Origin of the sequence: Thalassolituus sp. LLYu03, from assembly GCF_050507655.1 — a bacterium.
In the GTDB taxonomy this organism is placed as follows: Bacteria; Pseudomonadota; Gammaproteobacteria; order Pseudomonadales; family Oceanobacteraceae; genus Venatoribacter.
Window position 1 is genome coordinate 3,677,016 of record NZ_CP191496.1, and the last position, 26,681, is coordinate 3,703,696.

Annotated in this window: 24 protein-coding genes and 1 riboswitch; of the genes, 14 read left to right on the forward strand and 10 right to left on the reverse strand. The window is 57.6% G+C overall.

The window, feature by feature from the left end; genetic code table 11:
- The first annotated feature begins 19 nt into the window (after positions 1-19).
- The 7 genes from atpE to ACQUQU_RS16430 all read left to right on the forward strand — a co-directional run bounded on the left by atpE (position 20) and on the right by ACQUQU_RS16430 (position 5,733).
- The gene (gene atpE / locus ACQUQU_RS16400) at positions 20-247 is read left to right on the forward strand and encodes a F0F1 ATP synthase subunit C (RefSeq protein WP_015488783.1); all 228 of its coding nucleotides are present in this window, start codon (positions 20-22) and stop codon (positions 245-247) included.
- Positions 248-300: 53 nt separating this feature from the next.
- Positions 301-771 carry a F0F1 ATP synthase subunit B gene (locus ACQUQU_RS16405; protein ID WP_430460785.1) on the forward strand — a complete coding sequence of 157 codons (471 nt, stop codon included), beginning with the start codon at positions 301-303 and terminating at the stop codon, positions 769-771.
- 11 nt (positions 772-782) lie between these two features.
- Entirely contained in the window at positions 783-1,319 is a 537-nt protein-coding gene (locus tag ACQUQU_RS16410) for a F0F1 ATP synthase subunit delta (RefSeq protein WP_430460786.1), read from the forward strand.
- A 15-nt stretch (positions 1,320-1,334) separates the two neighbouring features.
- The gene (atpA, locus tag ACQUQU_RS16415; RefSeq protein ID WP_430460787.1) at positions 1,335-2,879 is read left to right on the forward strand and encodes a F0F1 ATP synthase subunit alpha; all 1,545 of its coding nucleotides are present in this window, start codon (positions 1,335-1,337) and stop codon (positions 2,877-2,879) included.
- A 66-nt stretch (positions 2,880-2,945) separates the two neighbouring features.
- Positions 2,946-3,806: a F0F1 ATP synthase subunit gamma gene (gene atpG, locus ACQUQU_RS16420; RefSeq protein WP_430460788.1), complete on the forward strand. Its 861-nt coding sequence runs from the start codon at positions 2,946-2,948 to the stop codon at positions 3,804-3,806.
- A gap of 40 nt (positions 3,807-3,846) precedes the next feature.
- Complete coding sequence (gene atpD, locus ACQUQU_RS16425) at positions 3,847-5,241, forward strand: F0F1 ATP synthase subunit beta (protein ID WP_430460789.1); 1,395 nt, start codon at positions 3,847-3,849, stop codon at positions 5,239-5,241.
- Positions 5,242-5,304: 63 nt separating this feature from the next.
- Positions 5,305-5,733, forward strand: a complete 429-nt coding sequence (locus tag ACQUQU_RS16430) for a F0F1 ATP synthase subunit epsilon (protein ID WP_430460790.1) — start codon at positions 5,305-5,307, stop codon at positions 5,731-5,733.
- Between the two features lie 442 nt (positions 5,734-6,175).
- Here the strand turns inward: ACQUQU_RS16430 and ACQUQU_RS16435 are convergent, their stop codons facing one another.
- Positions 6,176-6,796: a TIGR02466 family protein gene (locus tag ACQUQU_RS16435; protein WP_430460791.1), complete on the reverse strand. Its 621-nt coding sequence runs from the start codon at positions 6,794-6,796 to the stop codon at positions 6,176-6,178.
- Positions 6,797-7,022: 226 nt separating this feature from the next.
- On the opposite strand from ACQUQU_RS16435, the gene ACQUQU_RS16440 reads away from it, so the two are divergent.
- On the forward strand, positions 7,023-9,593 hold the full coding sequence (locus tag ACQUQU_RS16440) for a putative Ig domain-containing protein (RefSeq protein ID WP_430460792.1): 2,571 nt from the start codon (positions 7,023-7,025) through the stop codon (positions 9,591-9,593).
- Positions 9,594-9,733: 140 nt separating this feature from the next.
- Here ACQUQU_RS16440 and ACQUQU_RS16445 read toward each other — a convergent pair whose 3' ends face one another.
- Entirely contained in the window at positions 9,734-10,579 is an 846-nt protein-coding gene (locus ACQUQU_RS16445) for a crotonase/enoyl-CoA hydratase family protein (RefSeq protein WP_430460793.1), read from the reverse strand.
- 109 nt (positions 10,580-10,688) lie between these two features.
- On the opposite strand from ACQUQU_RS16445, the gene ACQUQU_RS16450 reads away from it, so the two are divergent.
- Positions 10,689-11,618, forward strand: coding sequence for a LysR family transcriptional regulator (locus tag ACQUQU_RS16450; protein ID WP_430460794.1), 930 nt, complete (start codon positions 10,689-10,691; stop codon positions 11,616-11,618).
- A gap of 28 nt (positions 11,619-11,646) precedes the next feature.
- Here the strand turns inward: ACQUQU_RS16450 and ACQUQU_RS16455 are convergent, their stop codons facing one another.
- The 5 genes from ACQUQU_RS16455 to ACQUQU_RS16475 all read right to left on the reverse strand — a co-directional run bounded on the left by ACQUQU_RS16455 (position 11,647) and on the right by ACQUQU_RS16475 (position 17,640).
- On the reverse strand, positions 11,647-12,696 hold the full coding sequence (locus tag ACQUQU_RS16455; protein ID WP_430460795.1) for a hypothetical protein: 1,050 nt from the start codon (positions 12,694-12,696) through the stop codon (positions 11,647-11,649).
- 94 nt (positions 12,697-12,790) lie between these two features.
- Complete coding sequence (gene cynS, locus ACQUQU_RS16460; RefSeq protein WP_430460796.1) at positions 12,791-13,231, reverse strand: cyanase; 441 nt, start codon at positions 13,229-13,231, stop codon at positions 12,791-12,793.
- A 165-nt stretch (positions 13,232-13,396) separates the two neighbouring features.
- On the reverse strand, positions 13,397-14,308 hold the full coding sequence (locus ACQUQU_RS16465; protein ID WP_430460797.1) for a histone deacetylase family protein: 912 nt from the start codon (positions 14,306-14,308) through the stop codon (positions 13,397-13,399).
- A 3-nt stretch (positions 14,309-14,311) separates the two neighbouring features.
- Positions 14,312-16,765, reverse strand: coding sequence for a putative bifunctional diguanylate cyclase/phosphodiesterase (locus ACQUQU_RS16470; protein ID WP_430460798.1), 2,454 nt, complete (start codon positions 16,763-16,765; stop codon positions 14,312-14,314).
- On the reverse strand, positions 16,762-17,640 hold the full coding sequence (locus tag ACQUQU_RS16475; RefSeq protein WP_430460799.1) for an ABC transporter substrate-binding protein: 879 nt from the start codon (positions 17,638-17,640) through the stop codon (positions 16,762-16,764). Before ACQUQU_RS16475 ends, ACQUQU_RS16470 begins: the two co-directional genes overlap by 4 nt.
- Positions 17,641-17,915: 275 nt before the next feature.
- Between ACQUQU_RS16475 and ACQUQU_RS16480 the strand changes: the two genes are divergently transcribed.
- Complete coding sequence (locus ACQUQU_RS16480; protein WP_430460800.1) at positions 17,916-18,170, forward strand: hypothetical protein; 255 nt, start codon at positions 17,916-17,918, stop codon at positions 18,168-18,170.
- A 101-nt stretch (positions 18,171-18,271) separates the two neighbouring features.
- Here ACQUQU_RS16480 and argH read toward each other — a convergent pair whose 3' ends face one another.
- Positions 18,272-19,672 carry an argininosuccinate lyase gene (gene argH / locus ACQUQU_RS16485; RefSeq protein WP_430460801.1) on the reverse strand — a complete coding sequence of 467 codons (1,401 nt, stop codon included), beginning with the start codon at positions 19,670-19,672 and terminating at the stop codon, positions 18,272-18,274.
- Positions 19,673-19,835: 163 nt separating this feature from the next.
- On the opposite strand from argH, the gene ACQUQU_RS16490 reads away from it, so the two are divergent.
- Both ACQUQU_RS16490 and ACQUQU_RS16495 read left to right on the forward strand, forming a co-directional pair.
- Positions 19,836-20,900: a sensor histidine kinase gene (locus ACQUQU_RS16490; RefSeq protein WP_430460802.1), complete on the forward strand. Its 1,065-nt coding sequence runs from the start codon at positions 19,836-19,838 to the stop codon at positions 20,898-20,900.
- A complete protein-coding gene (locus ACQUQU_RS16495; RefSeq protein WP_430460803.1) occupies positions 20,897-21,637 on the forward strand; it encodes a LytR/AlgR family response regulator transcription factor in 741 nt (246 codons plus the stop codon). Before ACQUQU_RS16490 ends, ACQUQU_RS16495 begins: the two co-directional genes overlap by 4 nt.
- A 56-nt stretch (positions 21,638-21,693) precedes the next feature.
- Here ACQUQU_RS16495 and ACQUQU_RS16500 read toward each other — a convergent pair whose 3' ends face one another.
- On the reverse strand, positions 21,694-21,915 hold the full coding sequence (locus tag ACQUQU_RS16500) for a hypothetical protein (RefSeq protein ID WP_430460804.1): 222 nt from the start codon (positions 21,913-21,915) through the stop codon (positions 21,694-21,696).
- A gap of 341 nt (positions 21,916-22,256) precedes the next feature.
- Here ACQUQU_RS16500 and ACQUQU_RS16505 point away from each other — a divergent pair, with 341 nt between their 5' ends.
- The gene (locus tag ACQUQU_RS16505; RefSeq protein ID WP_430460805.1) at positions 22,257-23,144 is read left to right on the forward strand and encodes a DUF4382 domain-containing protein; all 888 of its coding nucleotides are present in this window, start codon (positions 22,257-22,259) and stop codon (positions 23,142-23,144) included.
- 78 nt (positions 23,145-23,222) lie between these two features.
- Here the strand turns inward: ACQUQU_RS16505 and htpX are convergent, their stop codons facing one another.
- Positions 23,223-24,116: a protease HtpX gene (gene htpX, locus ACQUQU_RS16510; protein WP_430460806.1), complete on the reverse strand. Its 894-nt coding sequence runs from the start codon at positions 24,114-24,116 to the stop codon at positions 23,223-23,225.
- A 193-nt stretch (positions 24,117-24,309) separates the two neighbouring features.
- A riboswitch (TPP riboswitch) is annotated at positions 24,310-24,434 on the forward strand.
- A 144-nt stretch (positions 24,435-24,578) separates the two neighbouring features.
- Between htpX and ACQUQU_RS16515 the strand changes: the two genes are divergently transcribed.
- Positions 24,579-26,678: a TonB-dependent receptor gene (locus ACQUQU_RS16515; protein WP_430460807.1), complete on the forward strand. Its 2,100-nt coding sequence runs from the start codon at positions 24,579-24,581 to the stop codon at positions 26,676-26,678.
- The last annotated feature ends 3 nt before the right edge of the window (positions 26,679-26,681 follow it).

The following is a 26,681-nucleotide window of genomic DNA, read 5'->3' on the forward strand; positions in this document are numbered from 1 at the left end:
CTTCTATTTGGAGAAAATTATGGAACAAGGTCTGGTATTCCTGGCTGCGGCTCTGATGATCGGTCTGGGTGCTCTGGGTACTGCAATCGGTTTCGGTCTGCTGGGTGGTCGTCTGCTGGAAGGCACTGCTCGTCAACCTGAACTGGGTCCAATGCTGCAAGGTAAAATGTTCCTGATCGCTGGTCTGCTGGACGCCGTGCCAATGATCGGTGTTGGTCTGGGTCTGTACCTGATGTTCGCTGCCTAAGGGTTCTTTTTTAGAAACGAACTTCCTTAATCAATGAACATGAGGGCTCTGGCGTGAACATTAACGCGACTCTGATCGGCCAGATCATCACCTTCGCAATCTTCGTGTGGTTCTGCATGAAGTTTGTATGGCCTCACCTGCTGGGTGCCATGCAAGAACGCGAAAAGAAAATTGCCGATGGTCTGGACGCAGCCAATCGTGCTGAACGCGACCTGGAACTGGCTCAAGAAAAAGCCACTGCCCAGCTGCGTGAAAGCAAAGAAAAAGCTGCTGAAATCATCGAACAGGCTAACAAACGCGCTAACCAGATCATCGATGAGGCTAAAGAAGCCGCACGTGCTGAAGGTGACCGTCTGGTAGCTGCTGCTCAAGCTGAAGTTGAGCAAGAGGTGAACCGCGCTAAAGAAGCTCTGCGTAAGCAGGTGTCTGAGCTGGCTATTGCTGGCGCAGCCAAAATTCTGGGCAAGTCAGTTGACGCAGCCGCTCACTCTGAGCTGCTGAATAAATTAGCTGACGAGCTGTAAGCGAGGTTTCCATGGCTGAATTAACAACTCTCGCTCGGCCGTACGCCAAAGCGGTGTTTGCTGAAGCACAAGAGAAAAGTGCACTGGATGCCTGGTCTTCTGATCTGGCGACCCTGGCAGCGTTTGCTGCTGATGCCGATATGGCAAAAGTGCTGGTGCACCCGTCTCTGACTGCTCAGCAGCAGGCACAGGCTTTGATCGACGTATGTGGCGACAAGCTTAATGACGCCGCCAAAAACCTGGTAGCCGTTCTGGCCGAAAACAAGCGCCTGCCGCTGTTGCCTGAAATTGCTGCTCTTTACGAAGAGTTCAAAGCTCAACTGCAGAACACCGTCGATGTTGTTGTGACATCTGCGTTTGAACTGAGCAGTGAGCAGGCAGAAAAACTGGCGCAGGCTCTGAAAGCCAAACTGCAGTGCGATGTACGCATGACCAGCGAAGTCGATGAATCTCTCATCGGCGGCGCGATCATCCGTGCAGGCGACCTGGTAATCGACGGCTCGGTAACCGGCAAGCTGTCAAAATTAGCCGAAGCGATGAAATCCTAGTTTGAGGGACGATGCATGCAGCAACTGAATCCATCCGAGATCAGTGAAGTCATCAAAAAACGCATCGAAAGTCTCGATGTGACTTCACAAGCCCAGAACGAGGGCACCGTTGTATCCGTATCCGACGGTATCGTTCGTATCCACGGTCTTGCCGACGCTATGTACGGCGAGATGATTGAATTTGAAGGTGGCGTGTACGGCCTGGCAATGAACCTGGAGCGTGACTCCGTTGGTGCCGTTGTTCTGGGTGACTACAAAGGCCTGGCCGAAGGCCAGAAAGCCAAGTGCACCAGCCGCATTCTGGAAGTACCGGTTGGTAAAGCCCTGCTGGGTCGCGTAGTCGACGCACTGGGTAACCCAATCGATGGTAAAGGCCCGATCGAAACCGCTACTACCGCTCCGGTAGAACGCGTGGCTCCAGGCGTTATCGCCCGTAAGTCCGTTGATCAGCCTCTGCCAACTGGTTACAAAGCCGTAGACTCCATGGTACCGATCGGTCGTGGTCAGCGTGAGCTGATCATCGGTGACCGTCAGACCGGTAAGTCTGCAATGGCTATCGACGCCATCATCAACCAGAAAGGTTCTGGCGTTAAATGTATCTACGTTGCGATCGGTCAGAAGCAATCTTCTATCGCCAACGTTGTACGTAAACTGGAAGAGCACGGCGCTCTGGAACACACCATCATCGTTGCCGCTGGTGCAGCCGATCCTGCAGCAATGCAGTTCCTGGCTCCATACGCTGGTTGTGCGATGGGTGAATACTTCCTGGACCGCGGTGAAGACGCTCTGATCGTTTATGACGATCTGACCAAACAAGCATGGGCTTATCGTCAGATTTCCCTGCTGCTGCGTCGTCCACCAGGCCGTGAAGCTTACCCAGGTGACGTATTTTATCTGCACTCCCGTCTGCTGGAACGTGCTTGCCGCGTAAACGCTGACTACGTAGAAAAAATGACCAACGGCGAAGTGAAAGGCCAGACCGGTTCCCTGACCGCTCTGCCGATCATTGAGACCCAGGGCGGCGACGTATCTGCGTTCGTACCGACCAACGTGATCTCTATTACCGACGGTCAGATCTTCCTGGAAACCAACCTGTTCAACTCCGGTATCCGTCCGGCGATGAACGCGGGTATCTCTGTATCCCGTGTGGGTGGTGCTGCACAGACCAAGATCATCAAGAAACTGGGCGGCGGTATCCGTCTGGCTCTGGCTCAGTACCGTGAACTGGCAGCATTCGCTCAGTTCGCTTCTGACCTGGACGAAGCCACCCGTAAACAGCTGGAACACGGTAAAGCCGTTACTGAACTGATGAAACAAGGTCAGTACGCGCCGATGTCCACCGCTGAGATGGGTCTGGTGATCTACGCTGCCAACGAAGGCTTCCTGTCAGACGTTGAAGTGAACAAGATCCGTGCGTTTGAAGCTGCTCTGCTGAGCTACGCCAACAGCGTTTACGCTGCTCTGATGGCGAAGATCAACGAGAAAGGCGATTTCAACGGCGAGATCGAAGCCGGTCTGAAAGAGTGTATTGAGAAGTTCAAAGCGACTCAGACCTGGTAAGTCCAATGCCGGTGCCTGTGAACAACAGACACCGGCGGATTCACTCAACGAAAAGGCAGCTTAAATATGGCAGTCGGAAAAGAGATTAAAGAGCAGATTACGAGCGTAAAAAGCACGCAGAAAATTACTTCAGCTATGGAAAAAGTAGCTGTAAGTAAAATGCGTCGCGCTCAGCTGCGCATGGAGCAGAGCCGTCCGTATGCGGATAAAATCCGCAGCGTGATCGGTCACCTGGCCAATGCGACATCTGAGTATCGTCATCGTTATCTGCAAGACCGCGAAATCAAGCGTGTTGGTTATATCGTGGTGTCTTCCGACCGTGGCCTGTGTGGTGGTTTGAACAACAACCTGTTCAAGCGCGTCGCACTGCAAGCTAAAGAGTGGAAAGAGAAAGGCGTTGAAGTCGATTTCTGCGGAATCGGTTCCAAAGCGTCCCTGTTCTTCTCCAGCTTTGGTGGCAACGTGGTGGCGTCCCAGTCTCATCTGGGCGATGCACCTGAGTTGTCGAGCCTGATCGGAGCGGTGAAAGTCATGCTGGATGCGTTCGACCAAGGTAAGATCGATCGCCTGTACATCATGCACAACCGTTTTGTGAACACCATGACCCAATCGCCTGAAGCGGTGCAGTTATTGCCCCTGAAGGCACAGAAAGACGATTCACTGAAACATCACTGGGACTACATCTACGAGCCGGATGCCAAAGAGATCCTCGAAGGTCTGCTGGTACGCTACGTAGAATCTCAGGTGTATCAGGGTGTAGTGGAAAACAACGCCTGTGAACAGGCCGCGCGTATGCTGGCAATGAAAAACGCCACCGACAACGCCGGCGGTATGATCAAAGAGCTGAATTTGCTGTACAACAAAGCTCGTCAGGCAGCCATTACCCAGGAAATTTCAGAAATCGTTGGCGGTGCCGCGGCCGTTTAAGGCCCCGGGATTAAGGTTTTAAGATTAAGAGGAACCGAATATGAGCGGACGTATCGTACAGATCATCGGCGCCGTTATCGACGTGGAATTCCCACGCGACGTTGTGCCTAAGGTCTACGACGCCCTGACCGTAGATGGTACTGACACCACCCTCGAAGTTCAGCAGCAGCTGGGCGACGGCGTTGTTCGTACCATCGCGATGGGCTCCACAGAAGGTCTGAAACGTGGCCTGAACGTGGTAAATACTGGTGCCCCGATCTCCGTACCTGTAGGTGTGGAAACTCTGGGTCGTATCATGGACGTACTGGGTCGCCCGATCGACGAGTGCGGTCCAATCGGCGAGAAAGAAACTGCCGCGATTCACCGCGCAGCTCCTTCCTTCGACGAGCAATCCAACAGCACTGCACTGCTGGAAACCGGCATCAAGGTTATCGACCTGGTATGTCCGTTCGCCAAGGGTGGTAAAGTTGGTCTGTTCGGTGGTGCCGGTGTAGGTAAAACCGTAAACATGATGGAACTGATCAACAACATCGCGAAGGCACACTCCGGTCTGTCTGTATTCGCTGGTGTTGGTGAGCGTACCCGTGAAGGTAACGACTTCTACTACGAAATGGCCGAGTCTGGTGTAGTTAACCTGGACGAAAAAGCCAAATCTAAAGTAGCAATGGTTTACGGTCAGATGAACGAGCCACCAGGCAACCGTCTGCGTGTAGCTCTGACTGGTCTGACCATGGCCGAAAAATTCCGTGATGAAGGTAAAGACGTTCTGCTGTTCGTAGACAACATTTACCGTTACACCCTGGCTGGTACTGAAGTATCCGCTCTGCTGGGTCGTATGCCATCTGCGGTAGGTTACCAGCCAACTCTGGCGGAAGAGATGGGCGTTCTGCAGGAACGTATTACTTCCACCAAGACTGGTTCCATTACTTCCGTACAGGCCGTATACGTACCTGCGGACGACTTGACTGACCCGTCACCTGCGACCACCTTCGCTCACCTGGACTCTACTGTAGTACTGTCCCGTGACATCGCGGCCAAAGGTATTTACCCGGCGATCGACCCACTGGATTCCACCTCCCGTCAGCTGGATCCACTGGTAATCGGTAACGAACACTACGACACCGCTCGTGGCGTTCAGGGTGTTCTGCAGCGCTACAAAGAGCTGAAAGACATCATCGCGATTCTGGGTATGGACGAACTGTCCGACGAAGACAAGCAGCTGGTAGCCCGTGCACGTAAGATCGAGCGTTTCCTGTCTCAGCCATTCCACGTGGCCGAGATCTTCACCGGTGCGCCAGGTAAATACGTGTCTCTGAAAGAAACCATCCGTGGTTTCCAGGGTATCCTGAACGGCGAATTCGATGACCTGCCAGAACAAGCGTTCTACATGGTTGGTACCATCGACGAAGCCGTTGAGAAAGCCAAGAAAATGTAATCTGGGTGGATCACCGGCGAGCGTGTAGTACGCCGGTGATCTCCTCACTCTGAGGGAAAGATTATGGCGATTACCGTCCACTGCGATATCGTCAGCGCCGAAGAGAATCTGTTCTCCGGTCTGGTAGAGCGCGTAGTAGCTGCCGGTGCACTGGGTGACCTGGGTATTGAACCTGGCCACGCCGCACTGATCAGCCCGCTGAAACCAGGTCCGATCCGCATTGTTAAACAAGGCGGTTCAGAAGAGATTATTTACGTCTCTGGCGGTTATATCGAAGTTCAGCCCAACGTGGTTACTGTTCTGGCCGACACTGCAGTCCGTGCGAATGATCTCGACGAAGCTGCAGCTCTGGAAGCCAAGAAACACGCTGAGCAGGCGATCGAGAATCAGGGTTCCGACTTTGATTACTCCCGCGCGCTCACTCAGCTGGCAGAAGCCGCAGCTCAGCTGCGTACTATCCAGCAGATCCGCGAGAAACTGGGCAAACACTAAGCTTCCTTGTTTGGCGCGAAAGAAACCCGCACTGTTCTGCAGTGCGGGTTTTTTTATCTGCCGGAAGCTGCAGCCAGCTGCGTGCATACCCTATTGCCAGCAGATCCGCGAGAAACTTGGTAAACACTAAGATTATTGCGGTATGGAAAACCTCGCTTCGGCGGGGTTTTTTTATGCCTGCTGGAGTACGCAGCGTGCTGAGTGCATACCCCATGGCCAGCAAATCCGCGAGAAACTGGGCAAGCACTAAGCTGAAACAGTCGATCGTTAAAGAACCCCGCTCTGCGGGGTTTTTTTATGTCTGCCGGAGTCCGCAGCCAGCTGCGTGCTTACCCTATGGCCAGCAGATCCGCGAGAAACCAGACAGGTACTAAGCTTTGCCAGCCATCCGGTGGGAAGAACCCGCTCTGAGCAAACAGTCCGGTTTGAGGGGGGAGCGGGCTCAGCGGGCGAACTGTTTCAGGTTGCGGGCAATACGGAAGTTAAACGCCAGACTGATGCGCGGCCGCTCGTCAAAATGCGGCGCCACCATGTGCAGCAGGTAAGAAGGAAAAACGTACAGGGTGCCGATCTTCGGCGTATAGGCCACAGTCGCCGCTGGCCGGTAGGGCGCGCCGACGGGAATCGGGTCGAAGAACAGAATATCGCCGTCGTGAATGCCGCTTTGTGATTCAGCGGGCGTTTCGTTCACATCGATGTACAGCACACCGCTCCACTCGCACGGCAGATGCGCGTGCGGCGCATTCCAGGCTCCGGCGTCGTTGATGTTGGCCCACAGCGAGCTCAGCAGCAGCTCCTCGTCATCCGGCAAACGTTCGGCATGGCGGATCAGCTTGCCGGCGATCTGAAAAATCACATCACTCAGCCACGGATAAACGGGCTCGGGGCGGTTGAACAGATCATCGGCCGAATGCCAGCCACGCTGATTCGAACGCTGAATGCCCGATTCGGTCGCCCGCAATTGCAGCAGCGCCTGCGCGATGTCGGCTGCCCTGTCCCTTACTTCTTGCAACTGAACTTCCAGAATGGGTACACCAAAGTGCAGGCGGTTGTCGGCTTTCATGCGGGGCCCTCAGCAGGTTTGTCAGGACTATGGCATAACGCGTCAGTCAGAGAAACCGTCGGCCGGGTCTGCCGGGCGAATCGTAAATAACGGTAAGCGTCGTAAGGTGACTTTCGTTACTGCGCGTTGTTTGAGCAGGCCTACGACATTAAAGTGAGGTTCGGAACAATAACTAATAATTAATGCTGATAATAAAACGATCAGCAGCAAGGTGCGGGTGGGAATCATGCAATCAATCTACAGACACGCCGGCGTTCTGAAGCCGCTGGCCGCTATCGTCGCGCTGGCCAATGCCCAGCTGGCCGGAGCCGTCGCTCTGACATGCCCGGCCACCGTTGTGGTGGATGCGATTGAAGCCGAAGACACGGCGGAAACCACAACCTTAGCCGAGGCACTGACGACCCTTGCCGCGTGCGATGGCGACTCCGTTGTCACTATCTCGATTGACGAGTCGCTGGTTGGCAAAACCGAAAACATCAGCGGCGTTCCCTACGCCGTTGATAACGGCAAAGTGCTGACGCTGAACGGTCCGGCAACGGGTGACTTTACGGTCACGGTGGCCGCAGCCGATCAGGCGCTGATGGCCATCAACGAATCCGCTATTGCCAGCATCAGCGATATCAACTTCGCCGGTAAAGACGCCGAAACGCGCAGCGCCGCGTTGTTCGAGATCCAGCAAGCCGAGGTAACTTTTACCCGGGTGGATTTCGATGACGTGATCAGCAGCAGTAATCAGGCGGCGATTAACATTAACGGCTACAGCACTTCTCCGGTAAAAGTAACTATTGCCGACAGCAATATCCGGGACAATACAGGTGCAAACGGGGTTGTCGGTTCCAATGGTGGCTCTGGGGCGGGTGATACTCAGCTCGAAATCCGCAACAGTACATTTTCGGGCAACAGCGCCAGCAGCTACCGCGGTGGTGCCGTCTACGCCTTCGATACCGACCTGACGGTTGAAAACAGCGTCTTCGATGGCAATACCGCCAATGGCGACAGTGACAGTTCAGGTGGTGGTGCGATATACAACGCCGGTGAATACAGCCATGCCAATACAACCATCCGCAATTCCACCTTCAGCAACAACGCGGCGAAGAACTATGGCGGGGCTATTTATCAGGGCAGCCTGGCGACTTTTGTGGTTGAAGACTCGGTATTTGAAAACAACTCAGTGACGGCCGCGTCCAGTGAGTACGGCACGGGTGCCTCGGCAGAAGCACACGGTGGCGCGCTGGTGCTCGATCGCTCAACGGAAATCAGCATTTCCGGCACCCGCTTTGAGGGTAACGATGCTCAATCGGCCGGTGGCGCCGTGTACATTGGTCGCAGCGGCCGCAATGGCGATGTGACCATTGAAGACTCGACCTTTGACAGCAACACCACCACAGTCAACAGCGGCGTCAGTTCTCTGGCCTATGGCGGGGCTATCTACACCGATGCCACGGTTGATAATCCATACACTTTGGCGCTCCGTCGCAGCACCTTCAGCAACAACCAGTCGGCGGGTGTTGCGGGTGTTATCTACGCTCTGGGAGCCGGTGTGGGTCTGGAGATCGAATCGTCCACCTTTGATGGAAATTCCGGGGCAACCTTCAGTGGCGGCCTGTTCCTTGCCGGTCTGGATGGCGCCTCTATCCGTCACACCACGGCAACCGGCAACAGCACGCCGGATACCGCCAATGTGGCGTCGGGCTTTATCTATGCGTCAGCACCCAGCGGTGCGATTGTCGTCAGTCACTCAGTGTTCAGTGGTAACACCACGGGCAACCAGAATGCGGGTAACTTCTGCGTTTCTTCTGAATTCTCGTCGTCCGTCGAGCTGGAATACAGTTTCTGGGATGGCGCAAACAATGCGGCGAGCGGGTGTAAACCAATCGTCAGTGGCGACGGTGTGATTGTGTCGTCCGCTGATCCGCAGCTGGCGGTTCTGGCCGACAACGGCGGAGCTACCAAAACCCGCTATCCGGCAACGGATTCACCTCTGGTCGACGCCGGTAATGCCAGCATCAGCGATGCCTCAACCACAGATCAGCGTGGCAACGACCGTATCGCGCGGGGCCGCATTGATATCGGTGCGGTGGAGTACGGCAACCTGAGCCCTGTGGTGTCGACCGAATCCAGCGCGGTTGAGGCTGCTCGTGGCGAAAGTCTGGCCATTGTGACGGCAGACTGGTTCTCTGATCCGGAAGACGATGCTCTGACGTACGCCGCCAGTGGTCTGGCGGACGGACTGAGCATCAACGAAGACTCTGGGGTCATCTCGGGCTCAACCTATGCTCCGGGCGACTACACGGTGGCGGTCACCGCGTCTGACCCTTACGGTTTGAGTGCCACAGAAAATCTGGCACTGACAGTCACCAATGAAGCACCAACGCTGACTGACGACGTGCCGGCCTCGCTGAGTGCCGAGGTGGGCGACAGCATCAGCCTCGACCTAAGCACCTGGGTCACCGATGCTGAAGGTGACGACATCAGCTTTGCGGCCAGCGGTCTGCCGGCGGGTGTGACCCTGACGGATGATGTGATCAGCGGAACGGTTTCCACGGCCGGAACCTATACGATCAGCGTGACCGCAACGGATGCCTATGATGCGTCGGTATCCGCCAGCGTGACGCTGACCGTTACTGAAGCCGCAGGCACAGACGGCGGTTCTACGGATGGGGGCACTACGGACGGTGGTTCTACAGACGGTGGTTCTACAGACGGAGGCTCTTCCGGGAGTAAAAAATCCGGCGGTGGCAGCTTCGGCTGGTGGTTGCTGGCACTGGCGATTCCGGGCCTGCGCCGTCGTCGCTGAGGGTCGTAAACGCGCAATAAAAAAGCCGCAGGTCTCTGCGGCTTTTTTATTGGGGACTGTCAGGCGGATAAAAAATGAGTACGCAGAATCCGCCAGCCGGAGTGCAGCACCGTTTGGTCGTGCTGCAATCCGCTCGTTGCTTACCCTTCAAACAAGCCCTTCACCGGACGCAGATCTTCGTATTCCGCCTGCTGTTTCATCGCCTTGGCCTGAAAGGTTTTCATCATGTCGTTCGGGCGGAACATACCGGATTGCCAGGTCGCCATGTACTTCAGGCTGTCTTCCACGCTGTGGTCGCGGCTGTAATTCAGCATCTCTTTGCAGCCGGTGACGGCCAATGGCGAGTTTCTCGCAATTTGCGCAGCAATGCCCATCACGCCGGCCAGAAGGGCTTCGTGCGATTCATAGACTTCGTTCACAAAGCCCAGCGCTTTGGCTTCCTGCGCTGTGAAGTTGCGTCCGGTGTAGGCCAGTTCGCGCACCACTCCCTGTGGCATGAGTTTCGGCAGGCGCTGCAGCGTGCCGACGTCCGCCGTCATGCCCAGCTCGGTTTCTTTGATAGTGAAGTAGGCGTCGGCCGAGCAATAACGGGAATCGGCGGCGCACACCATGTCCAGCGCACCGCCGATGCAACCACCCTGAATGGCGGCCAGCACCGGAATGCGCACCTGCTCCAGCGAGCTCAGGCTGTCCTGCAGTTGCAGCACCAGCCGGCGCAGACCCTCGCCCATACGACCCGGATCTCCGCCCATCGGCAGCAGTTTCGGATCGGAAAACACCGACAGATCCATGCCGGCCGAGAAGTGTTTGCCGGTGGAGGAAATCACCACCACGCGCGCATCGGTATTGGACTCGATGTCGCGCAGACAATGCGGCAGCTCGGTCCAGAAGGCTTTGTTCATGGAATTCAGCGCGTCGGGGCGGCACAGCTGAACATGCGCAATGTGTTGGGCAACCTCTACCTTGAAACACTCGTACGTGGGCATCGCGAACTTTCTCCTATGTTGACAGTGTCAAGATACGGGGCGCCGGGCAGAGCGTCAAACCGGATTCCTCTGCTATCATCGGCTGCATTAATTTTCGGTGCTTGCTCTTATGCAGAACATTAATCTTTCGCGGGTCGACCTGAACCTGTTTGTCGTGTTCGATGCCATTTACCGCGAAGGCAATCTGACCCGTGCTGCAGAGACCCTGAACCTGTCGCAGCCGGCGGTCAGTCATGCACTCGGGCGTTTGCGCGAGCGCTTTGATGACCCCTTGTTCGAGCGCGCCGGTAAAGGCGTTGCACCGACGCCGTTGGCAAAAGCCATTGTTGGCCGTGTGCGGGCGGCGCTGCAGGATCTGGAGTCGACCTTAACCGAGGGGCTGGCGTTTGATCCGGCGCAGGCGCGGCGGGTATTTACGCTGGCGGCCCGTGACGTGATGGAATCGACCGCGCTGCCGCCGCTGATGGCGCGTCTGCAGCAGCAGGCGCCGGGCATTCAGTTGCGCAGCGTCCGCATCCCGCGCCGTGATATGGAAAGCGCGTTATCGTCGGGACAAATCGACTTTGCCGCCGACGTGCTGCTGCCGGTCTCCGATCAGATCGAACATCAGTCATTGGGTGAAGAACAGCTGGTGGTGCTGATGCGGCCGGATCATCCACAGGCCGGTCAGCGCTGGGATCTGGACGCCTACCTCGGTGCCCGGCATGTGCTGGTATCCAGCCGGGCTGATGGCCCGGGCGTTGAAGACTTTGCCCTGACCCGTCTGGGCAAAGTGCGCGACATCGCGCTGCGCTGTCAGAACTACTACGCCGCCACTCAGGTGGTGCGTGAAACCGGGCTGTTGCTGACGCTGCCGGCCAGCTACGCCGACCATCTGCTGCGCGAGTTCAGCGGTTTTACCACCCGCCCATTACCTTTGGCGTTGCCGCCGCTGGAGCTGCACCTGTACTGGCACAAAAAGGCCAGTCGCGACCCGGCGGTGATGTGGCTGAAAGATCAGCTGACCCAGCTGATGCCTGCCCGCAGCGTAAAAGACTGACCGGGCAGACGATTGGCCTGTGGCCTTTTCAGGGCAGGGTCAGGTTGCTGGTGATGGCGCCTGAGACATTGCTGGCGCCGTTGATGATGGTGGCCGAGTCGAGTGCGACGTTCACTGACAGGCTGGTTTGGTCGGCGCTGACACTGAAGGTGCCCGGCGCGCTGCTCTGCAGCATCACCTGATTGTCATTGCTCAGGGCCCAGTAAGGCGTTGAGCTGTAGATCAGGCTCTGCTGGCCAGTGGCCGTTCCCATGATTAAGAACAAAGACACCTGCGTGGCGCCGGCGCTTTCTTTGCATTGCTGCTGCATGCTGCGCTCGCGCTTTTGCGAGTAGCAGTAAACATCGGCGTTGTTATCGCTGCTGCCGTTGAAGGTTATCGAGCTCTGGCCATAGGCGCTGGTCGCAGACGACAGCTTGATGGCGCGGGTGCTCTGGCTGTCGTAATCGATGCCGTTGGCATCGGCCAACGGGTTGCCGGTCAGCTCGGTATTGCTGGTGCGGGTGAAGCTTGGTGCGGTGCCACCGCCGAATACCGGCAGGCTGAAGTCGGCACTGGTGTCGCTCAGGTTGGCAAAGCCGGTACCGTTGGCGTTACACACAGAAGCCTGCAGCTGACCGCCGTTGTCGCGGATCACAAAGTGGGTTTTCTGCTCAGTGACTGTGGTGGTGCGCACCCCGGATTCATTTTCACCGATGCTGGTGATCTTATGCACCAGCACCCAGCGTCCGGTCAGGTCGCCATTGGCGCTGGATTCGGTGTAACCCGTGAGATCATAGGTTGCAGCGCTGGCGGTATTGCCCAGCGTTTCGGCAGGTGTTGCATCCGCCGGAGTGGTCCAGCCGCAATCGACCGGGTCGGGCGTTGTGCCGCCGGAACTGTTATCGCCACCGGAGGTGTCGCCGCCAGAATCTCCTCCGGAATCGCCGCCGGAACTGTTATCGCCACCGGAGCTATTGTCTCCACCGGAGCTGTTATCCTCGCCGGAGTTGTCGCCGCCGCTGACGGCGTTGCTGGCCGAGTCGCCGCCACAGGCGGTGAGCATCAGGCCCAGCCAGAAGATGAGAAGTGCACGCACTTGGGGTGTCCTTATTATTGTTAGCGCTACAGCCTAATGTTGTACGTCAGTGCTGTAAATGGCGCCGGGACACCCCGCCGGGTTCATTGATGACTTACCAGCTTTTGTACGGCAGGAATTTTCCGTTGAGGGTCAGCAGTACGCGGTCGCCTTTCGGGTCTTCGATCTTGTCGATCTCCATCGAGAAATCGATGGCACTCATGATGCCGTCGCCGAATTTCTCCTGAATCACTTCCTTCAGAGTCGGGCCATACACGCCCACGATCTCATACAGACGGTAAATCAGCGGGTCGGTCGGAACCGCCTGATCCCAGATTTTGGTCGGGAAGGCTGCCAGTGCTGCACTCACTTCAGAGCCCAGCCCCAGATAGTCACTGATGGCCGCGGCTTTATCGGCCGGCGCACTGTTCATCCCCAGACAGGCGGATGTCAGCCAGACAGGCGACATGCCCAGATCCTTGCCCATTTTTTCCCAGCTCAGGCCTTTTGCCAGTTTGGCTGCGATGATGGTTTCGGTCATGGTGACTTTATCCATGAATAGGTTCTCCGCTTCAGGTGTGGTGCATTGATCGGGCGACAGTGCCCTTATCCGGTGCGCGGGCCTGCGGCTGCAGGGGCATACCGGAATCCTGACAGGGAGTGAGCAAGCAGGGTGCCAGTCTGAGCGGGGGGCTGTTCTGTCTAGGGCCTGATCCTGGGCTCAGCCCAGATATTGCGGCCACAGATGCGCGGCGGCTTCGACCACGATGGCGTGGCGCCGGGCCAGACGATCGTGATCACGGTCGTAGCCGCCACCGATGACGGTGGCCACCGGAATGTGGCGGCGCAGGCAGTGGCTGAGCACCAGTTCATCGCGCTGCTGTACGCCAGCCCAGCTGATGTTCAGGTGCCCCAGCGCATCGCCTTCCCACACATCGGCGCCGGCGTCGTACAGCACCAGATCGGGCTGCACGTCATCCAGCAGCCGCAGCAGGGTGTTTTCGACAATCTCCAGATACGGCTGGTCGCCAAGATGATTGTCGAGCCCCACATCCAGATCGCTGGCCGATTTGCGGAACGGGAAGTTTTTCTCGCAGTGGATGGAGCAGGTAAAGGCGCGCGCTTCGCCGGCCAGAATGGCCGCCGTGCCGTCGCCCTGATGCACGTCCAGATCGAAGATCAGAATGCGCCGGGCTTCTCCGCTGTGCAGCAGCGTCAGGGCGGTGTAGGCCAGATCGTTGAGCAGACAGAAGCCGGAGCCAAAATCGCGGTGAGCGTGATGCGTGCCACCGGCCAGATGGCAGGCCATGCCGTGCTGCAGCGCAAGGCGGGCGCTGAGCAAAGTGCCGTTGGGCGCGGTCAGGGTGCGGTCGATCAGGCCCTGACTCCAGGGCAGGCCGATGCGCCGCCAGGCTTTCGGATCGAGCGTCTGATCACAGAGCATGGCCAGATACTCCGGCGAGTGCGCAATGCTGAGGTCACTGAGGGCGGCCGCCTGCGGGCGGAACAGGTTGCGCTGAATCAGCCCCTGCTGCTGGCAATAGTCGTGCAGGCGCACGAACTTGGACATCACGAAGCGGTGATCGTCCGGGAATGGGCAGGAATAGTTGGGGTGGTAGACCAGCGGCAGCACGGCTCAGTAATCGGCAGTTGGGTTGCCACTATTGTGCCGCACAAACTCCAGAAATTCTGTCTCGGTCAGCGGTTTGCTGTAGAGGTAGCCCTGATACTCATGGCAATCGTGGGCCTTCAGGTAGTCGCGCTGGGCTTCGGTTTCGACACCTTCGGCGATGATGTCCATATTCAGGTTGCGTCCCAGCTGAATGATGGAATCCACCAGTCGGGCCGGCTGGCCGTCGTCGCCGATATCGAGAATGAATGAGCGGTCGATTTTCAGTTTGTTGATCGGCAGGTTCTGCAGGTAGCTGAGCGACGAATAGCCGGTACCAAAATCGTCCAGCGCAAACGAGAAGCCCAGTTCGCTAAGACGCTCCATTTTGCTGCGGATCAGGTCTTTGTCGCCCATGAAAATACTTTCGGTGATTTCCAGCTCGATCTGGCGCGAACACAGGCCGGTGTCATTAATTTCCGCTTCCAGTTTGTGCTCGAAATTACCTTCCATAAACTGCGCCGGGCTGATGTTCACCGCCAGCTTACGGAAGCTCGGCGGCAGCAGTTTCATCTCGCGCCAGTGTTTCAGGCGGCGGCAGGTTTCCATCAGAATCCAGTCGCCCAGCGGCAGAATCAGGCGGGTTTCCTCGGCGGCGGCAATGAAAATATCCGGCCGCACCGGCTGACCCTTGTTGGTCCAGCGGCACAGCACTTCGGCGCCGGTCACTTCGCCCTGATCATTCAGCTGCGGCTGGAACACCAGCGTGAAGCTTTTATCCTGAATGGCCTGATGCAGATCGTTGAACAGGTTCAGCTTGTCCTGCGTTTCCTGCTGCATGTTGTCGGTGTAGACGCTGATGCCATTCCGCCCCAGACCTTTGGCGTGGTACATGGCGGTGTCGGCCTGACGCACCAGATCGGCGGCATCCTGCTGGTTATTGGGGAAGATGGCGATGCCGATGCTGGCCGACAAGTGGAAGGTGTTCACATCCACCTTCAGTGGCTGGCGGATGATGGCCAGCAGGCGTTCGGCGCCATCACTGGCGAGGGATGCCGCGGCCTCCGGGCTGTCGGCCAGATCGTCGAACGACACCAGAAATTCATCGCCACCCAGACGGGCGGTGAGGTCTTCATCGCGCACCGCACTGCTCAGTCGGCCGCCCATCTCTATCAGCAGCTGATCGCCGATCGGGTGGCCGAGTGAGTCGTTGATGTTCTTGAAGTGGTCGAGGTCAATGAACAGCACGGCGCCAAACTTACCGGCGCGGCGGGCGTGGGCAATCTTCTTGTTGATGTGCAGCAGGGCAAAGCGGCGGTTGGCCAGATTGGTCAGTGAATCGAAGTTGGCCTGATACTCAATCATCTGCTGTTTGCGTTTCACGTCGCTGATATCGCGTATCAGCCACAGCACGCCGCTGCTGGTGATGTTGCTGCTGTCGCTGTCGTCCAGCAGTGGCGTCATGCGCGACTCAAGATAAAAGGCGTCGAAGCGGAACTCGGAAATCACGGTGTCGTGCGAGCTGATCGCCAGCTGGCGGTTGGCCTCTAGCGCCGGTGCGTCTTTCGGGTTCACCCAGATGGAGTAGTACTCGTCCGGCATCAGACGCTTCAGCGCCGCCACCGGGCTGTCGCCGCTGCCGTAGCGGCCCTGAATAAAGCCGTCGTTATCGATCAGAAAGGCTACATCGGGGAAGGCACGGGTAAAGGCCTGGTCGCGCATGTGCTGGTCGTGCACCTGCTGTACTGTGTGCTTCAGGTGGCGGCTTAAGCTGTTGAATGCGCCTTCCAGATGCGAGAACTCAGTGGACGTCTGGGAGTGGATGGTATCGCCCAGACTGCCGTCGCGCAGGGCGCGGGTGAACTCCACCAGACGATCGAGCGGCGACAGCACCTGGCGGGTCATGATGTTCAGCAATCCGATGGTGTACAGCACCAGCAAACCGATGAGCAGCAGAATTTTATGCAGCGTGTCATGCAGCAGAATCTGATACTGATGGCTGGCGTCGTAGTGCGCGATCAGCCAGGCCGGCTGAATGGTGTGCAGACCATCGGCGCGGTAATTCACCGGCATGACCGCATGGAACACGGTGCCATCCTGATGTATCTGTAACTCGCTGCCGTCGAACGTCAGATGTGCGGGCAGCTGTTCCGGCAGATAGGTCTGTCCGATGTCAGCCCGGCGATTGGATAACCGGATGCGGTTATCGGTGACCAGCATCAGATGCTGGATATACAGCCGGGTACCCATGCGCGACAGACTCTGATCGGCCAGGGTCCAGTCGCTTTCGGACAACTGGTGGTGCAGCGTCATGCGCAGAGAGCTGAGTTCGGCGTCGATTTTATTCTGCCAGTTCTGGCTGAACTGACTGGTCAGCGTCTGGTACAGAAAGTAACTGACGATCAGTACGGTGATGCCCAGCGCCAGCGCCGACCAGGTCAGCAAAATGCGTTTCAGTGAATGGCGTGGCAGCAGCTTCATTGCGCGCCCTCAGCCGGAATGACCGACGTAATGCCGGTGATAAACAGGGAGCGTGGCAGCAGTTTCTGGCGCAGCATCACGTCAGCCAGTTGCTGGGCGGATCGTTCCAGTGGCGACGGATTGCCGCTGAGCAGTTGCACATTGGCGTTTTCATCCGGCAGGTCCAGACCGTCGAACAGATGTGGTAAATCTTCAGGTGTGGCCTGCAGCCGGGCATTAATGATTTTCAGCGACTCGTCGGGGTCTGTATGCAGCTCGTTCCGTGCCTGATAGTAAGCGCCCAGAAGACCGGACAGCGCATCGCGGCGCTCCTGAAGAGCGGAGCGGCGTACCGCCAGCACGTCGACGATCTGGCCCGGTATCGCCGAGCTGTCGAACAACACATGAGCACCGGCCCGGCGCAGTTCAGAGGCGTAGGGCTCGAAGGTAACCGCAGCATCAATGCGGTGGGCGCGGAATGCCGCCAGATGATCGTTGAGCGGCATGTGCACTATCTTCACCTGATCGTCGCTCAGCTGGGCCATATCGAGTGCCGACTTGACCATAAGGGCGCCGACGGCCGTGGTCTCAACGCCGATTCTGCGGCTGGCCAGATCGCCCAGTGTCTGAATGTTGTCGCGCACCAGAATCATGTCGGCGCCGACCGAAATGTCGAACACCAGAATCACCACCAGATCCTGTCCCTCGGCCAGTAGTGTCAGGGTTTCATCCAGCGTTAAGGCGCCACCTTCCAGCTGACCCAGACGCAGGGCGTCCATCACGTCGGAGGCCGACGGCATTTCCACCAGACGCACATCGCCGGGGCGAAGGTAGCCGCGGGCACGGGCCAGATACAGAGGTCCATAACCGGGCCACAAATTGGTGCCGATGCGCACGGGATCCGGCGGCGGATTACAGCCGCTCAGACCGAGAACAGAAAAGACAAATAGCCAAGAAATCAGAAGCCTGAGCACGGGTCCGCCGTCGCCGATAGTTAACTACAGAAAGATTAGCAGCGGTGTGGCGGCTTTGCCGCGCCTGTGTGGGATGCACAAGACCTTTGCCGGACGGGCAGCCTGTTTGGGCGTTTGCTTCGCGGGATATACCAAGGACTAATAGTGCCGCCGCGGTGGATATGGTCAGCTGTTGATTCTCACAGGGGAGACAGCTCATGACCCGTACTGACAAAAACAACAAACAGGCCAAGGCGGAAACGCCGGCGGCCAATGGCTTTGAACGCTTCTTCTATCGTTACATCGCCTGGTTCCCGCTGCTGGTCATGCCCATGCTGGTGGTTGAACTGATGGGTGATGGTCAGCACGGCTTCGGCGCTGTGGTGGCACTGATTCACGCCGTGCTGGTGTTCCGCTTTGTGCAGGTGGTGAATATTCCGGCCCTGTTCCGTAAGAAAGCGCCGGGCGCCTGAAGCCATAGCGCAGATACAAAAAAGCCGGCAGCAGTGTGCACTGTTGCCGGCTTTTTTATGCGCGCGTATTACGCGCGTCTTGCGTGTGTCAGGAGTTGCGATTAACGCTGAGCGATCACCGCTTTGGCGCGAGCGGCAGCTGCGCGTACCTGGTCCGGTGCGGTACCGCCGATGTGGTTACGCGCCGCCACAGACCCTTCGAGGGTCAGTACGTCAAACACGTCGGCACCGATTTCGCCGGAGAACTGCTGCAGTTCTTCCAGCGTCATTTCGCTCAGGTCTTTGCTGGTTTTCACGCCGTAGGCGACGGATTTGCCAACAATTTCGTGAGCATCGCGGAACGGAATACCTTTGCGCACCAGGTAGTCGGCCAGGTCGGTCGCGGTAGAGAAACCACGCATTGCGGCTTCGCGCATATCGGCTTTACGCGCCATCAGGTGCGGCACCATATCGGCGAACGCGCGCAGGCTGTCGCGCAGAGTGTCGACGGTGTCGAACAGCGGCTCTTTGTCTTCCTGATTGTCTTTGTTGTACGCCAGTGGCTGCGACTTCATCAGGGTCAGCAGGCCCATCAGGTGACCGTACACACGACCGGTTTTGCCGCGCACCAGCTCAGGTACGTCCGGGTTTTTCTTCTGCGGCATGATGGATGAACCGGTGCAGAAGCGGTCTGGCAGATCAACGAAGCGAAACTGGGCTGAGGCCCACAGCACCAGCTCTTCAGAGAAGCGCGACAGGTGCATCATGATCAGCGCGCCCACGGAGGCAAATTCGATGGCGAAGTCGCGGTCGGATACGGAATCCAGACTGTTCTCGGTCGGTGCGTCGAAGCCCAGCAGTTCGGCGGTGTAGTGACGGTCGATCGGGTAAGTCGTACCGGCCAGTGCCGCGGCACCCAGCGGCAGCTGGTTGATGCGCTTGCGGCAGTCCTGCAGACGGGCAAAGTCGCGTTCCAGCATGGCGTTCCACGCCAGCAGGTGATGACCAAAGGTCACCGGCTGGGCGGTTTGCAGGTGGGTGAAGCCCGGCATGATGGTGTCGGCTTCTTTTTCGGCCAGTTCCACCAGACCTTGCTGCAGACGGGTCAGCTCGCCGCTGATGGCGTCGACTTCGTCGCGCAGGTACAGGCGGATATCGGTGGCCACCTGGTCGTTACGGGAACGGCCGGTGTGCAGTTTTTTACCGGTAATACCAATCTTCTTGGTCAGCGCCGATTCGATGTTCATGTGCACGTCTTCCAGCGCCACTGACCATTCGAACTCACCGCGTTCAATCTCGATACGCACTTCTTCCAGACCACGGATGATGTCATCACGTTCCTGTTCAGTCAGTACGCCGACTTTGGCCAGCATCTTAGCGTGGGCAACGGAGCCCTGAATGTCCTGACGGTACATGCGCTTGTCGAAATTAACAGAGGCGGTGTAACGGGCAACGAAAGCATCGGTCGGCTCGGAGAAACGGCCGCCCCAGGCGCTGTTAGTGGAATTGCTGGAATCGGACATGATGACCTCAATCTGGTGCAAAAAGGGGTGCTGAACGCAGAAATGGCGCGGATTATAACCAACCTTGCCCATGCCTGTCTGTTATTCGTGAACTGGCTACTTGCCCGGATGCAGGCGACAGGACAGACTTAATCGTCTTAATCACCAACGCAGGGAATACCGGGTGTCTGCCACGAACCGCACAGGAAAACAGGATCTGCTGGAAGCGTTTTTTCTGCCTGATCTGTGCAATACCCGCGCTGTCATCATTCTGCTGGCGCTGAGCGAGGCGCTGGTGCTGGCGCTGACCTTAATGGAAAGCAGCCTGCCCGGCTTTTCCTGGCAGCGCTTTACCGTGGTGTCGTTTTTCGTGCAGTGGGTGTGTCTGCTGTCGGTTGCCGTGCTTTGTCAGTTGCGGGTGGTGCTGGTGCGGCTGGCGGCGGTGCCGGCGTCGCTGGTGGCGGTGGGCGTGGTGCAGCTGGTGACGCTGCTGGTGAGTGTCGCCGGCGAATGTCTGTGGCCACTCGACAGCAGCCATATCGACTGGCCCTGGGTGTGGCGCAACGTGCTGATCGGTACTGTGTTCGGCGCTATGGCCATGCGCTATTTCTACGTGCAGAGTCAGTGGCGGCTGAAGGCTCAGGCCGAGCTGCGCTCGCGGCTGGCCGCGCTGCAGGCCAATATTCGTCCGCACTTTTTCTTTAATACCCTCAATACTGTGGCCTCGCTGATTCCGGTTGATCCGGACAAAGCCGAGCACATGCTGCTCGATCTGGCGCAGCTGTTCCGCGCGGTGCTGAAGTCGGAACAGGCGCGGCTGTCGCTGAGTGCAGAGATTGAGCTGGGTAAGCGTTATCTGGATATCGAGCAGGTGCGCATCGGTGACCGCCTGACGGTGGAGTGGCACCTGCCGGCGACGCTGCCGTCGCTGGAAGTGCCGCAGCTGATTCTGCAGCCGCTGCTGGAAAACGCCGTCTACCACGGCATTCAGGCCAGCGCCGCGCCGGGCTACATTCACATTGAGCTGCAGAGTGCCGGCGACGGCTGGCAGCTGCTGATCCGCAACAGCAAACCGCCGGTGGTGTCTGGCCATGCGGGCAACCAGATGGCCCAGGACAATATCCGCTCACGCCTGCAGGCACTCGACCCGGCCGCCGGCCTGAGCACCGAAGAAACCGCTACCGAATACATCGCCTGTCTGCGTCTGCCGCAGACCCGGGCGTCCGACCGTCAGAAGGGAATGGCATGAGTTACCGCGTATTGCTGGTGGACGACGAACCGTTAGCGCGCGAGCGCCTGAAACGTCTGCTGCTGGAACACACCGATTTTGTCTGCGCCGGCGAAGCCGCCTCCGGTGACGATGCCCTGCTGTGGTTGTCGCAGCACGCGGCCGATCTGGTGCTGCTGGATATTCAGATGCCCGGTCGCACCGGTCTGGAAACCGCTGCCGCCATGCAGTCGCTGGCGCGCCCGCCGGTGGTGGTGTTCTGCACCGCCTATGAAGAACACGCCTTGCAGGCGTTTGCGGTGAAAGCCGTCGATTACCTGCTGAAGCCGGTACGCAAAGAAGATCTGTCCCGTGCCCTGCAACGGGCCGCTGAATGGCTGGCGCAGCAGGCACCGGCGGCCACCGAGCAGGCTCTGCCGTCTGGTTGCCGCACGCATCTGAGTGCGCGCACCCACAATGGCCTGAAGCTGATTCCGCTGGATGAGGTGTTTTATTGTCTGGCCGATCAGAAGTACGTGAATGTGCACTACGTTGGCGGTGAAACCCTGATTGATGACAGCCTGAAACAGCTGGAAGACGAATTCGGCGACCTATTCGTGCGCGTGCACCGCAGTGCCCTGGTGGCGCGGGCGCGCATTGAACGGCTGCAGGCCTTACCGGAAGGCGGGCATCAGTTGTTTCTGCGTGGCATGGAAGACGGCGTGCCGGTCAGTCGCCGGCATCTGGCGGATGTGAAGCGTGTGATGAAGGGGCTGTGAGCCCCTTTTGTTTATCGGGCGTTTGTACGCCCCAGCGTTAACCGGCTGAGCGTTCGTCAGTAGGTGTGATACGCACACTTCTCGGCGTGCAGACTGGCGTACACCTCGTCCGGATCGAGCCCGTTCTGCGCCAGCGCGGCGCGCACCTGAGCAATCTGATCCTGCACGATCTGATAGCGGACACCGTATTCCACGCGGGAAACATCCCCGGCCTTCGGCATGTAACTGAAGGCGATTTTCAGGGCTTCAAGAACGTCAGGGCTGGCGGTCTGGGTCATGGTCGGGCTCCGTTGCTTTTATTGTTCCCGTTGCTTTTATTGTCCAGAGACCGGCTCAGTATAGAACCAGTCGCGGAGAAAAAGCTCCGCTTATTAGCACAGAAAAAGCTCCGCTTATTCGCGCAGAGGTGGTTGTGTTCAGCGAGTGAGTTCGCAGCGTTCGGAGGGCGGCCGTGAAGGCGATCAATGTCAGTAAAAGGTCAGGGTCAACAGGAATGACCGCTTTTGTTTGTGACTGGTTACTGGTTTTCAGTGGCAACCCGGTGAGACGCTTACGGTCTCAGTGTCCGTAACCGTAATTCAGTAAGGCCGCGCAACGACGGCCAGAGAGGAGGCCATTGATGAACAACACCATCCGCAATTCCCTGACACTCACCGCGTTGTGCGCTGCCCTGGCCGGCTGCGGCACCAGCTCGTCCGACGGCAGTGGTCAGCTGACCCTGAGCCTGACCGATGCACCGGTCACCAGCCTGCAAAGTGTGTCGGTCACCATCACCGGCGTCAGCCTGAAGCCCGCGTCCGGCGATACGCTGACGTACACCTTCGAAGAGCCGAAAACCCTCGACCTGCTGCAATTGCAGGGTGGCGAAACCGCTCTGCTGCTGAACGATGTGACCGTGCCGGCCGGTGCCTATAACTGGCTGCGGCTGGCGGTCGACAGCGATAACCTGAGCGTGACCGAAACCGGTGGTGCGCTGAAAACCCTGAAAATTCCGTCCGGTGCGGAAACCGGCCTGAAACTGGTGAAGGGCTTCACCGTGGCGCAGGGCGGTTCGTCCGCGTTCACCATCGACTTCGACGTGCGCAAATCCATCGTCGACCCGACCGGCAACAGCGCCGATTACTTCCTGAAGCCGGTGTTGCGTCTGGTCGACAACCTGCAGGTGGGCAGTGTGGCCGGCACTGTGACCGGAGAGCTGATCAGCGCCGCCTGCGCTGACAGCAACATCTACGCCGGTATGGTGTATGTGTTCAGTGGCGCCGATGCCACGGCGGATGATCTGGGCAGCAGCAGTGAGCCTCTGGTCGCCGTGCCTGTGGTGTACGACGCTGAAACCACGACCTATCAGTACAGCGCCGCGTTTCTGGAAGTGGGCGATTACAGCCTGAGCTATTCCTGTGATGCCGACGACAACGAACAGGATGAGGCACTGACCTTTACCGCCGTGCAGAACGCCAGCGTCACCCAGGGCGACACTACCGGCGTGAATTTCGATTTGGCGCTCTGATGGCCCGCGCCTGACGGCGCCTCATAAAAAAGGCCCCATTTGGGGCCTTTTTTTATTGGGTGCTACTGACCGGGCTGATCAGCGGCTGTAGCGCTGACGCAGGGCGTTGATGCGCACTTCCAGTGGCGGGTGCGAGGCAAACAGGGCGGACATTTTGCCTTCACCGCCGATGCCGAAGGCCACCAGTTCGCCGTTCAATTCGCTCGGCTGGTCGTAGGTCTGTTGCAGAGCCGCCAGCGCGCTGACCATGGCTGCCGGCGACACCAGTTCGGCACCGGCCTGGTCGGCACGGAATTCACGGCGGCGGCTGAACCAGGCCACGATCATGGAGGCGAGGAAGCCCAGAATGATTTCGGCGACGAACGTGGCCACATAGAAACCAATGCCGGGGCCTGAGTTTTCGGAATTGTTGCCGCGCATGGCGTTGTCGACGATGTTGCCGATGATACGGGCGAAGAACATCACGAAGGCGTTTACCACACCCTGAATCAGCGCCAGCGTCACCATGTCGCCGTTGGCCACGTGTCCAATCTCATGGCCGAGAACGGCTTTCACCTGTTCTTTGTCCATGCGCTGCAGCAGACCGGTGGATACGGCCACCAGAGCGTTGTTGCGGTTCCAGCCGGTGGCAAACGCGTTCGGTGCAGCCGAGGCAAAAATACCCACTTCCGGCATGCCGATACCGGCTTTGTCGGCCAGTTCTTTTACGGTGCTCAGCAGCCATTGTTCGCCGGCGTTCTGTGGCTGATCGATGATCTGAACGTTCATCGACTTTTTCGCCATCCACTTCGACAGCAGCAGCGACACCACGGAACCGGCCATACCGAACACTAAGCAGAACACCATCAGGCTGGCGAGGTTAAGACCACCGCCCTGAGCGTGGTAGCTGCCGACGCCCAGCAGAGACAAGGTAATACTGGCCACCAGAATCACAGCAAGGTTGGTCGCCAGAAACAGAATAACGCGCAACATGGTTGCAGCTCCTTCACGGGTTTCGTGTTTGGTTATGCGGCATTGCAGCGAATCTGCAATGTCCTTTTCTGACCATCAGGATGGCGTTTTTTGTGCCGTTTTCAAGGCCCGGCATTGTCAGGAAGGGTAATGGCAAAACGGGCCGCGCGGCCTTGGTCGATATTCCATTCGCGCGCATTGCGCGTATCATGTGCGCCGTCCCAGGGGGTGGTGCGGCTTAGCTGTGCCTGAGATGTCAGAGACCTGCCAGTGCAGAGAGACAAACCCCTTGAACCTGATCCGGTTAGTACCGGCGTAGGAATGGGGGCGTTTGATCCTGAAAGCACAGGCAGCACAGCGGTCTGGCGCTTTGGCGGCGGTCAGGCGCATCACAATCAGAGGTGAGTTCATGCCCTTGGCAGGCATCACCCCTACGCAATAGCCGGGTCTTTTCTTACTTTCGATTTAAGGAATGACCCTGACATGAAACACCATCCTTTAGCTCTGCTGGTGGCGTTAGCACCCTTAACGGCCGTGGCCGCAGACGACGTGGCCCTTGATACCCAGACGGTGCAGGCCGACTTCCGCAACACCGACGTACAACAGATTCCCGAAGCCGTGACCGTGGTCGGGCACGAGCAGATTGCCGCGCGCTCGGCAGAACATCTGGAGCAGGTGCTGAGCTTTGCGCCGAACGTGAACTTTGCCTCGGGCGCGTCCCGTGGCCGCTATTACCAGATCCGTGGTATCGGTGAACGCAGCCAGTTTGTCGACCCGGTAAACCCGTCCGTTGGTCTGCTGATCGACGGCATCGATATGACTGGCTTAGGCGCGGCCGCCACCTTATTTGATGTGCAGCAGGTGGAAATTCTGCGCGGTCCGCAGGGCACCCGTTTCGGTGCCAACGCGCTGGCGGGCATGATCAACATCACCAGCAGTGATCCGACAAAAAATACCGAAGGTTATGTGTCGGCCAAAGCCGGTAATTACAGCAGCTATGGCGTTGGTGCGGCCCTGTCAGGTGCGGTGACGGACGATGTGCAGGCGCGCATTGCCGTGCACGGTTTTGAATCCGACGGCTTTATTCACAACGATTATCTGGACCGCGACGACACCAATAATCAGGACGAAAAAATCGCGCGCGCGAAATTCGCCTATCAGCCGGATGCGCAAAGCGAAGTCAAACTGACGCTGCTGTACGCCGATATCGACAATGGCTATGACGCGTTTACCCTTGATAACAGCCGTACCACACTGTCTGATCAGCCGGGCCGTGACAGTCAGGACACAAGTGCTTTCGCCCTGAGTTATAACCGCGATCTGAATACAGCTGTAAGTATGGTATTTGAAACCAGCGGTAGCTGGAGTAGCGCTGAATACAGTTACGATGAAGATTGGGTCAGCGATGCCTATCCGCCTAAATGGGGCAGTGCATTCGACCAATACCTGCGCACCTTTGAACGTAATAGCGCAGATCTGCGCTTTTTATCTGCGCCTCAGGGACGTATTTTCTCTGACAGTACTGACTGGACTGTCGGAATTTACTACATGAACCGCGAAGAAGATCTTAAGCGTAATTACTCCAGCGACCCTGCCCAATACCGCAGCGAACTGAGCGCTAACTCTGTTTCTGTTTACACCGAATTAAGCACGGCTTTAAGCCCGGAATTAACCTTGATTTATGGTGTGCGTGCAGAGCAATGGCAAAATGATTTTTCTGCCAATGATGGGGTTGACGGTACAACGGACGAAACGCTGTTCGGTGGCAAAGTGACGCTCGAAACATTGCTGGGACACAATCATTTGGGCTATGTCTCGCTGGCGCGCGGATATAAACCAGGTGGCATCAACAGTGACCCTGATGTTGCTGACGAAAACCGCAGTTTCGACACCGAGTTTAATAACACGGCGGAGCTGGGTGTTAAGTCCTCACTGGATAATGACACGCTGCATACCCGCGTTGCCGTGTTCTATATTCAGCGCAAAAACCAACAGGTTAAAAGTTCCTATTTTGAACAGTCCAGTGCTTCCTTCATGGATTATCTGGCGAATGCAGCAGAAGGCGAAAACTACGGTCTGGAAGTCGAAAGTCAGTGGCAGGTTTTCGATGCATTGCGCTGGGATATCAGTCTGGGTTACCTGAATGCCGAATTCAGTGATTACAGTTATGAACAGAATGTGTATGACGTTGACTGGAATATTGTGGGTAGCACCACAGTGGATAAGTCCGGTCGGTCTCAGGCTCATGCGCCAGAATACAGCGTGGCGACTGCGGTTACCTATGCTTTCACCGAGCGTCTTTCGCTGCGTGTAGAAAGTGAGGCCAAGGATGAGTTCTACTTTTCTGACAGTCACGATGAAAAAGCACGGGCCGCAGTTCTTTGGCATGCCCGCCTCGGTTATCAGCATGGACCTCTGGATATTGCACTATCCGGCCGCAATCTGACCAACCGGGAAACAGATGTTCGTGGCTTTGGTGGCTTCAACAACGATGCATATGATCCGGCTCCGGACGATGTTGGCCGTTACGCTCAATTGGGCGAGCCACGTTTAGTCATGGCCGAAGTTAAGTACGCGTTTTAATAA

What these genes read in the sequence shown, in the direction of transcription:
- atpE (WP_015488783.1), top strand. Translation starts at nt 20, where the DNA reads ATGGAACAAGGTCTGGTATTCCTGGCTGCGGCTCTGATGATCGGTCTG.
- ACQUQU_RS16410 (WP_430460786.1), top strand. Translation starts at nt 783, where the DNA reads ATGGCTGAATTAACAACTCTCGCTCGGCCGTACGCCAAAGCGGTGTTT.
- atpA (WP_430460787.1), top strand. Translation starts at nt 1,335, where the DNA reads ATGCAGCAACTGAATCCATCCGAGATCAGTGAAGTCATCAAAAAACGC.
- atpG (WP_430460788.1), top strand. Translation starts at nt 2,946, where the DNA reads ATGGCAGTCGGAAAAGAGATTAAAGAGCAGATTACGAGCGTAAAAAGC.
- atpD (WP_430460789.1), top strand. Translation starts at nt 3,847, where the DNA reads ATGAGCGGACGTATCGTACAGATCATCGGCGCCGTTATCGACGTGGAA.
- ACQUQU_RS16430 (WP_430460790.1), top strand. Translation starts at nt 5,305, where the DNA reads ATGGCGATTACCGTCCACTGCGATATCGTCAGCGCCGAAGAGAATCTG.
- ACQUQU_RS16435 (WP_430460791.1), bottom strand. Translation starts at nt 6,796, where the DNA reads ATGAAAGCCGACAACCGCCTGCACTTTGGTGTACCCATTCTGGAAGTT.
- ACQUQU_RS16440 (WP_430460792.1), top strand. Translation starts at nt 7,023, where the DNA reads ATGCAATCAATCTACAGACACGCCGGCGTTCTGAAGCCGCTGGCCGCT.
- ACQUQU_RS16445 (WP_430460793.1), bottom strand. Translation starts at nt 10,579, where the DNA reads ATGCCCACGTACGAGTGTTTCAAGGTAGAGGTTGCCCAACACATTGCG.
- ACQUQU_RS16450 (WP_430460794.1), top strand. Translation starts at nt 10,689, where the DNA reads ATGCAGAACATTAATCTTTCGCGGGTCGACCTGAACCTGTTTGTCGTG.
- cynS (WP_430460796.1), bottom strand. Translation starts at nt 13,231, where the DNA reads ATGGATAAAGTCACCATGACCGAAACCATCATCGCAGCCAAACTGGCA.
- ACQUQU_RS16470 (WP_430460798.1), bottom strand. Translation starts at nt 16,765, where the DNA reads ATGAAGCTGCTGCCACGCCATTCACTGAAACGCATTTTGCTGACCTGG.
- ACQUQU_RS16480 (WP_430460800.1), top strand. Translation starts at nt 17,916, where the DNA reads ATGACCCGTACTGACAAAAACAACAAACAGGCCAAGGCGGAAACGCCG.
- argH (WP_430460801.1), bottom strand. Translation starts at nt 19,672, where the DNA reads ATGTCCGATTCCAGCAATTCCACTAACAGCGCCTGGGGCGGCCGTTTC.
- ACQUQU_RS16495 (WP_430460803.1), top strand. Translation starts at nt 20,897, where the DNA reads ATGAGTTACCGCGTATTGCTGGTGGACGACGAACCGTTAGCGCGCGAG.
- ACQUQU_RS16500 (WP_430460804.1), bottom strand. Translation starts at nt 21,915, where the DNA reads ATGACCCAGACCGCCAGCCCTGACGTTCTTGAAGCCCTGAAAATCGCC.
- ACQUQU_RS16505 (WP_430460805.1), top strand. Translation starts at nt 22,257, where the DNA reads ATGAACAACACCATCCGCAATTCCCTGACACTCACCGCGTTGTGCGCT.
- htpX (WP_430460806.1), bottom strand. Translation starts at nt 24,116, where the DNA reads ATGTTGCGCGTTATTCTGTTTCTGGCGACCAACCTTGCTGTGATTCTG.
- ACQUQU_RS16515 (WP_430460807.1), top strand. Translation starts at nt 24,579, where the DNA reads ATGAAACACCATCCTTTAGCTCTGCTGGTGGCGTTAGCACCCTTAACG.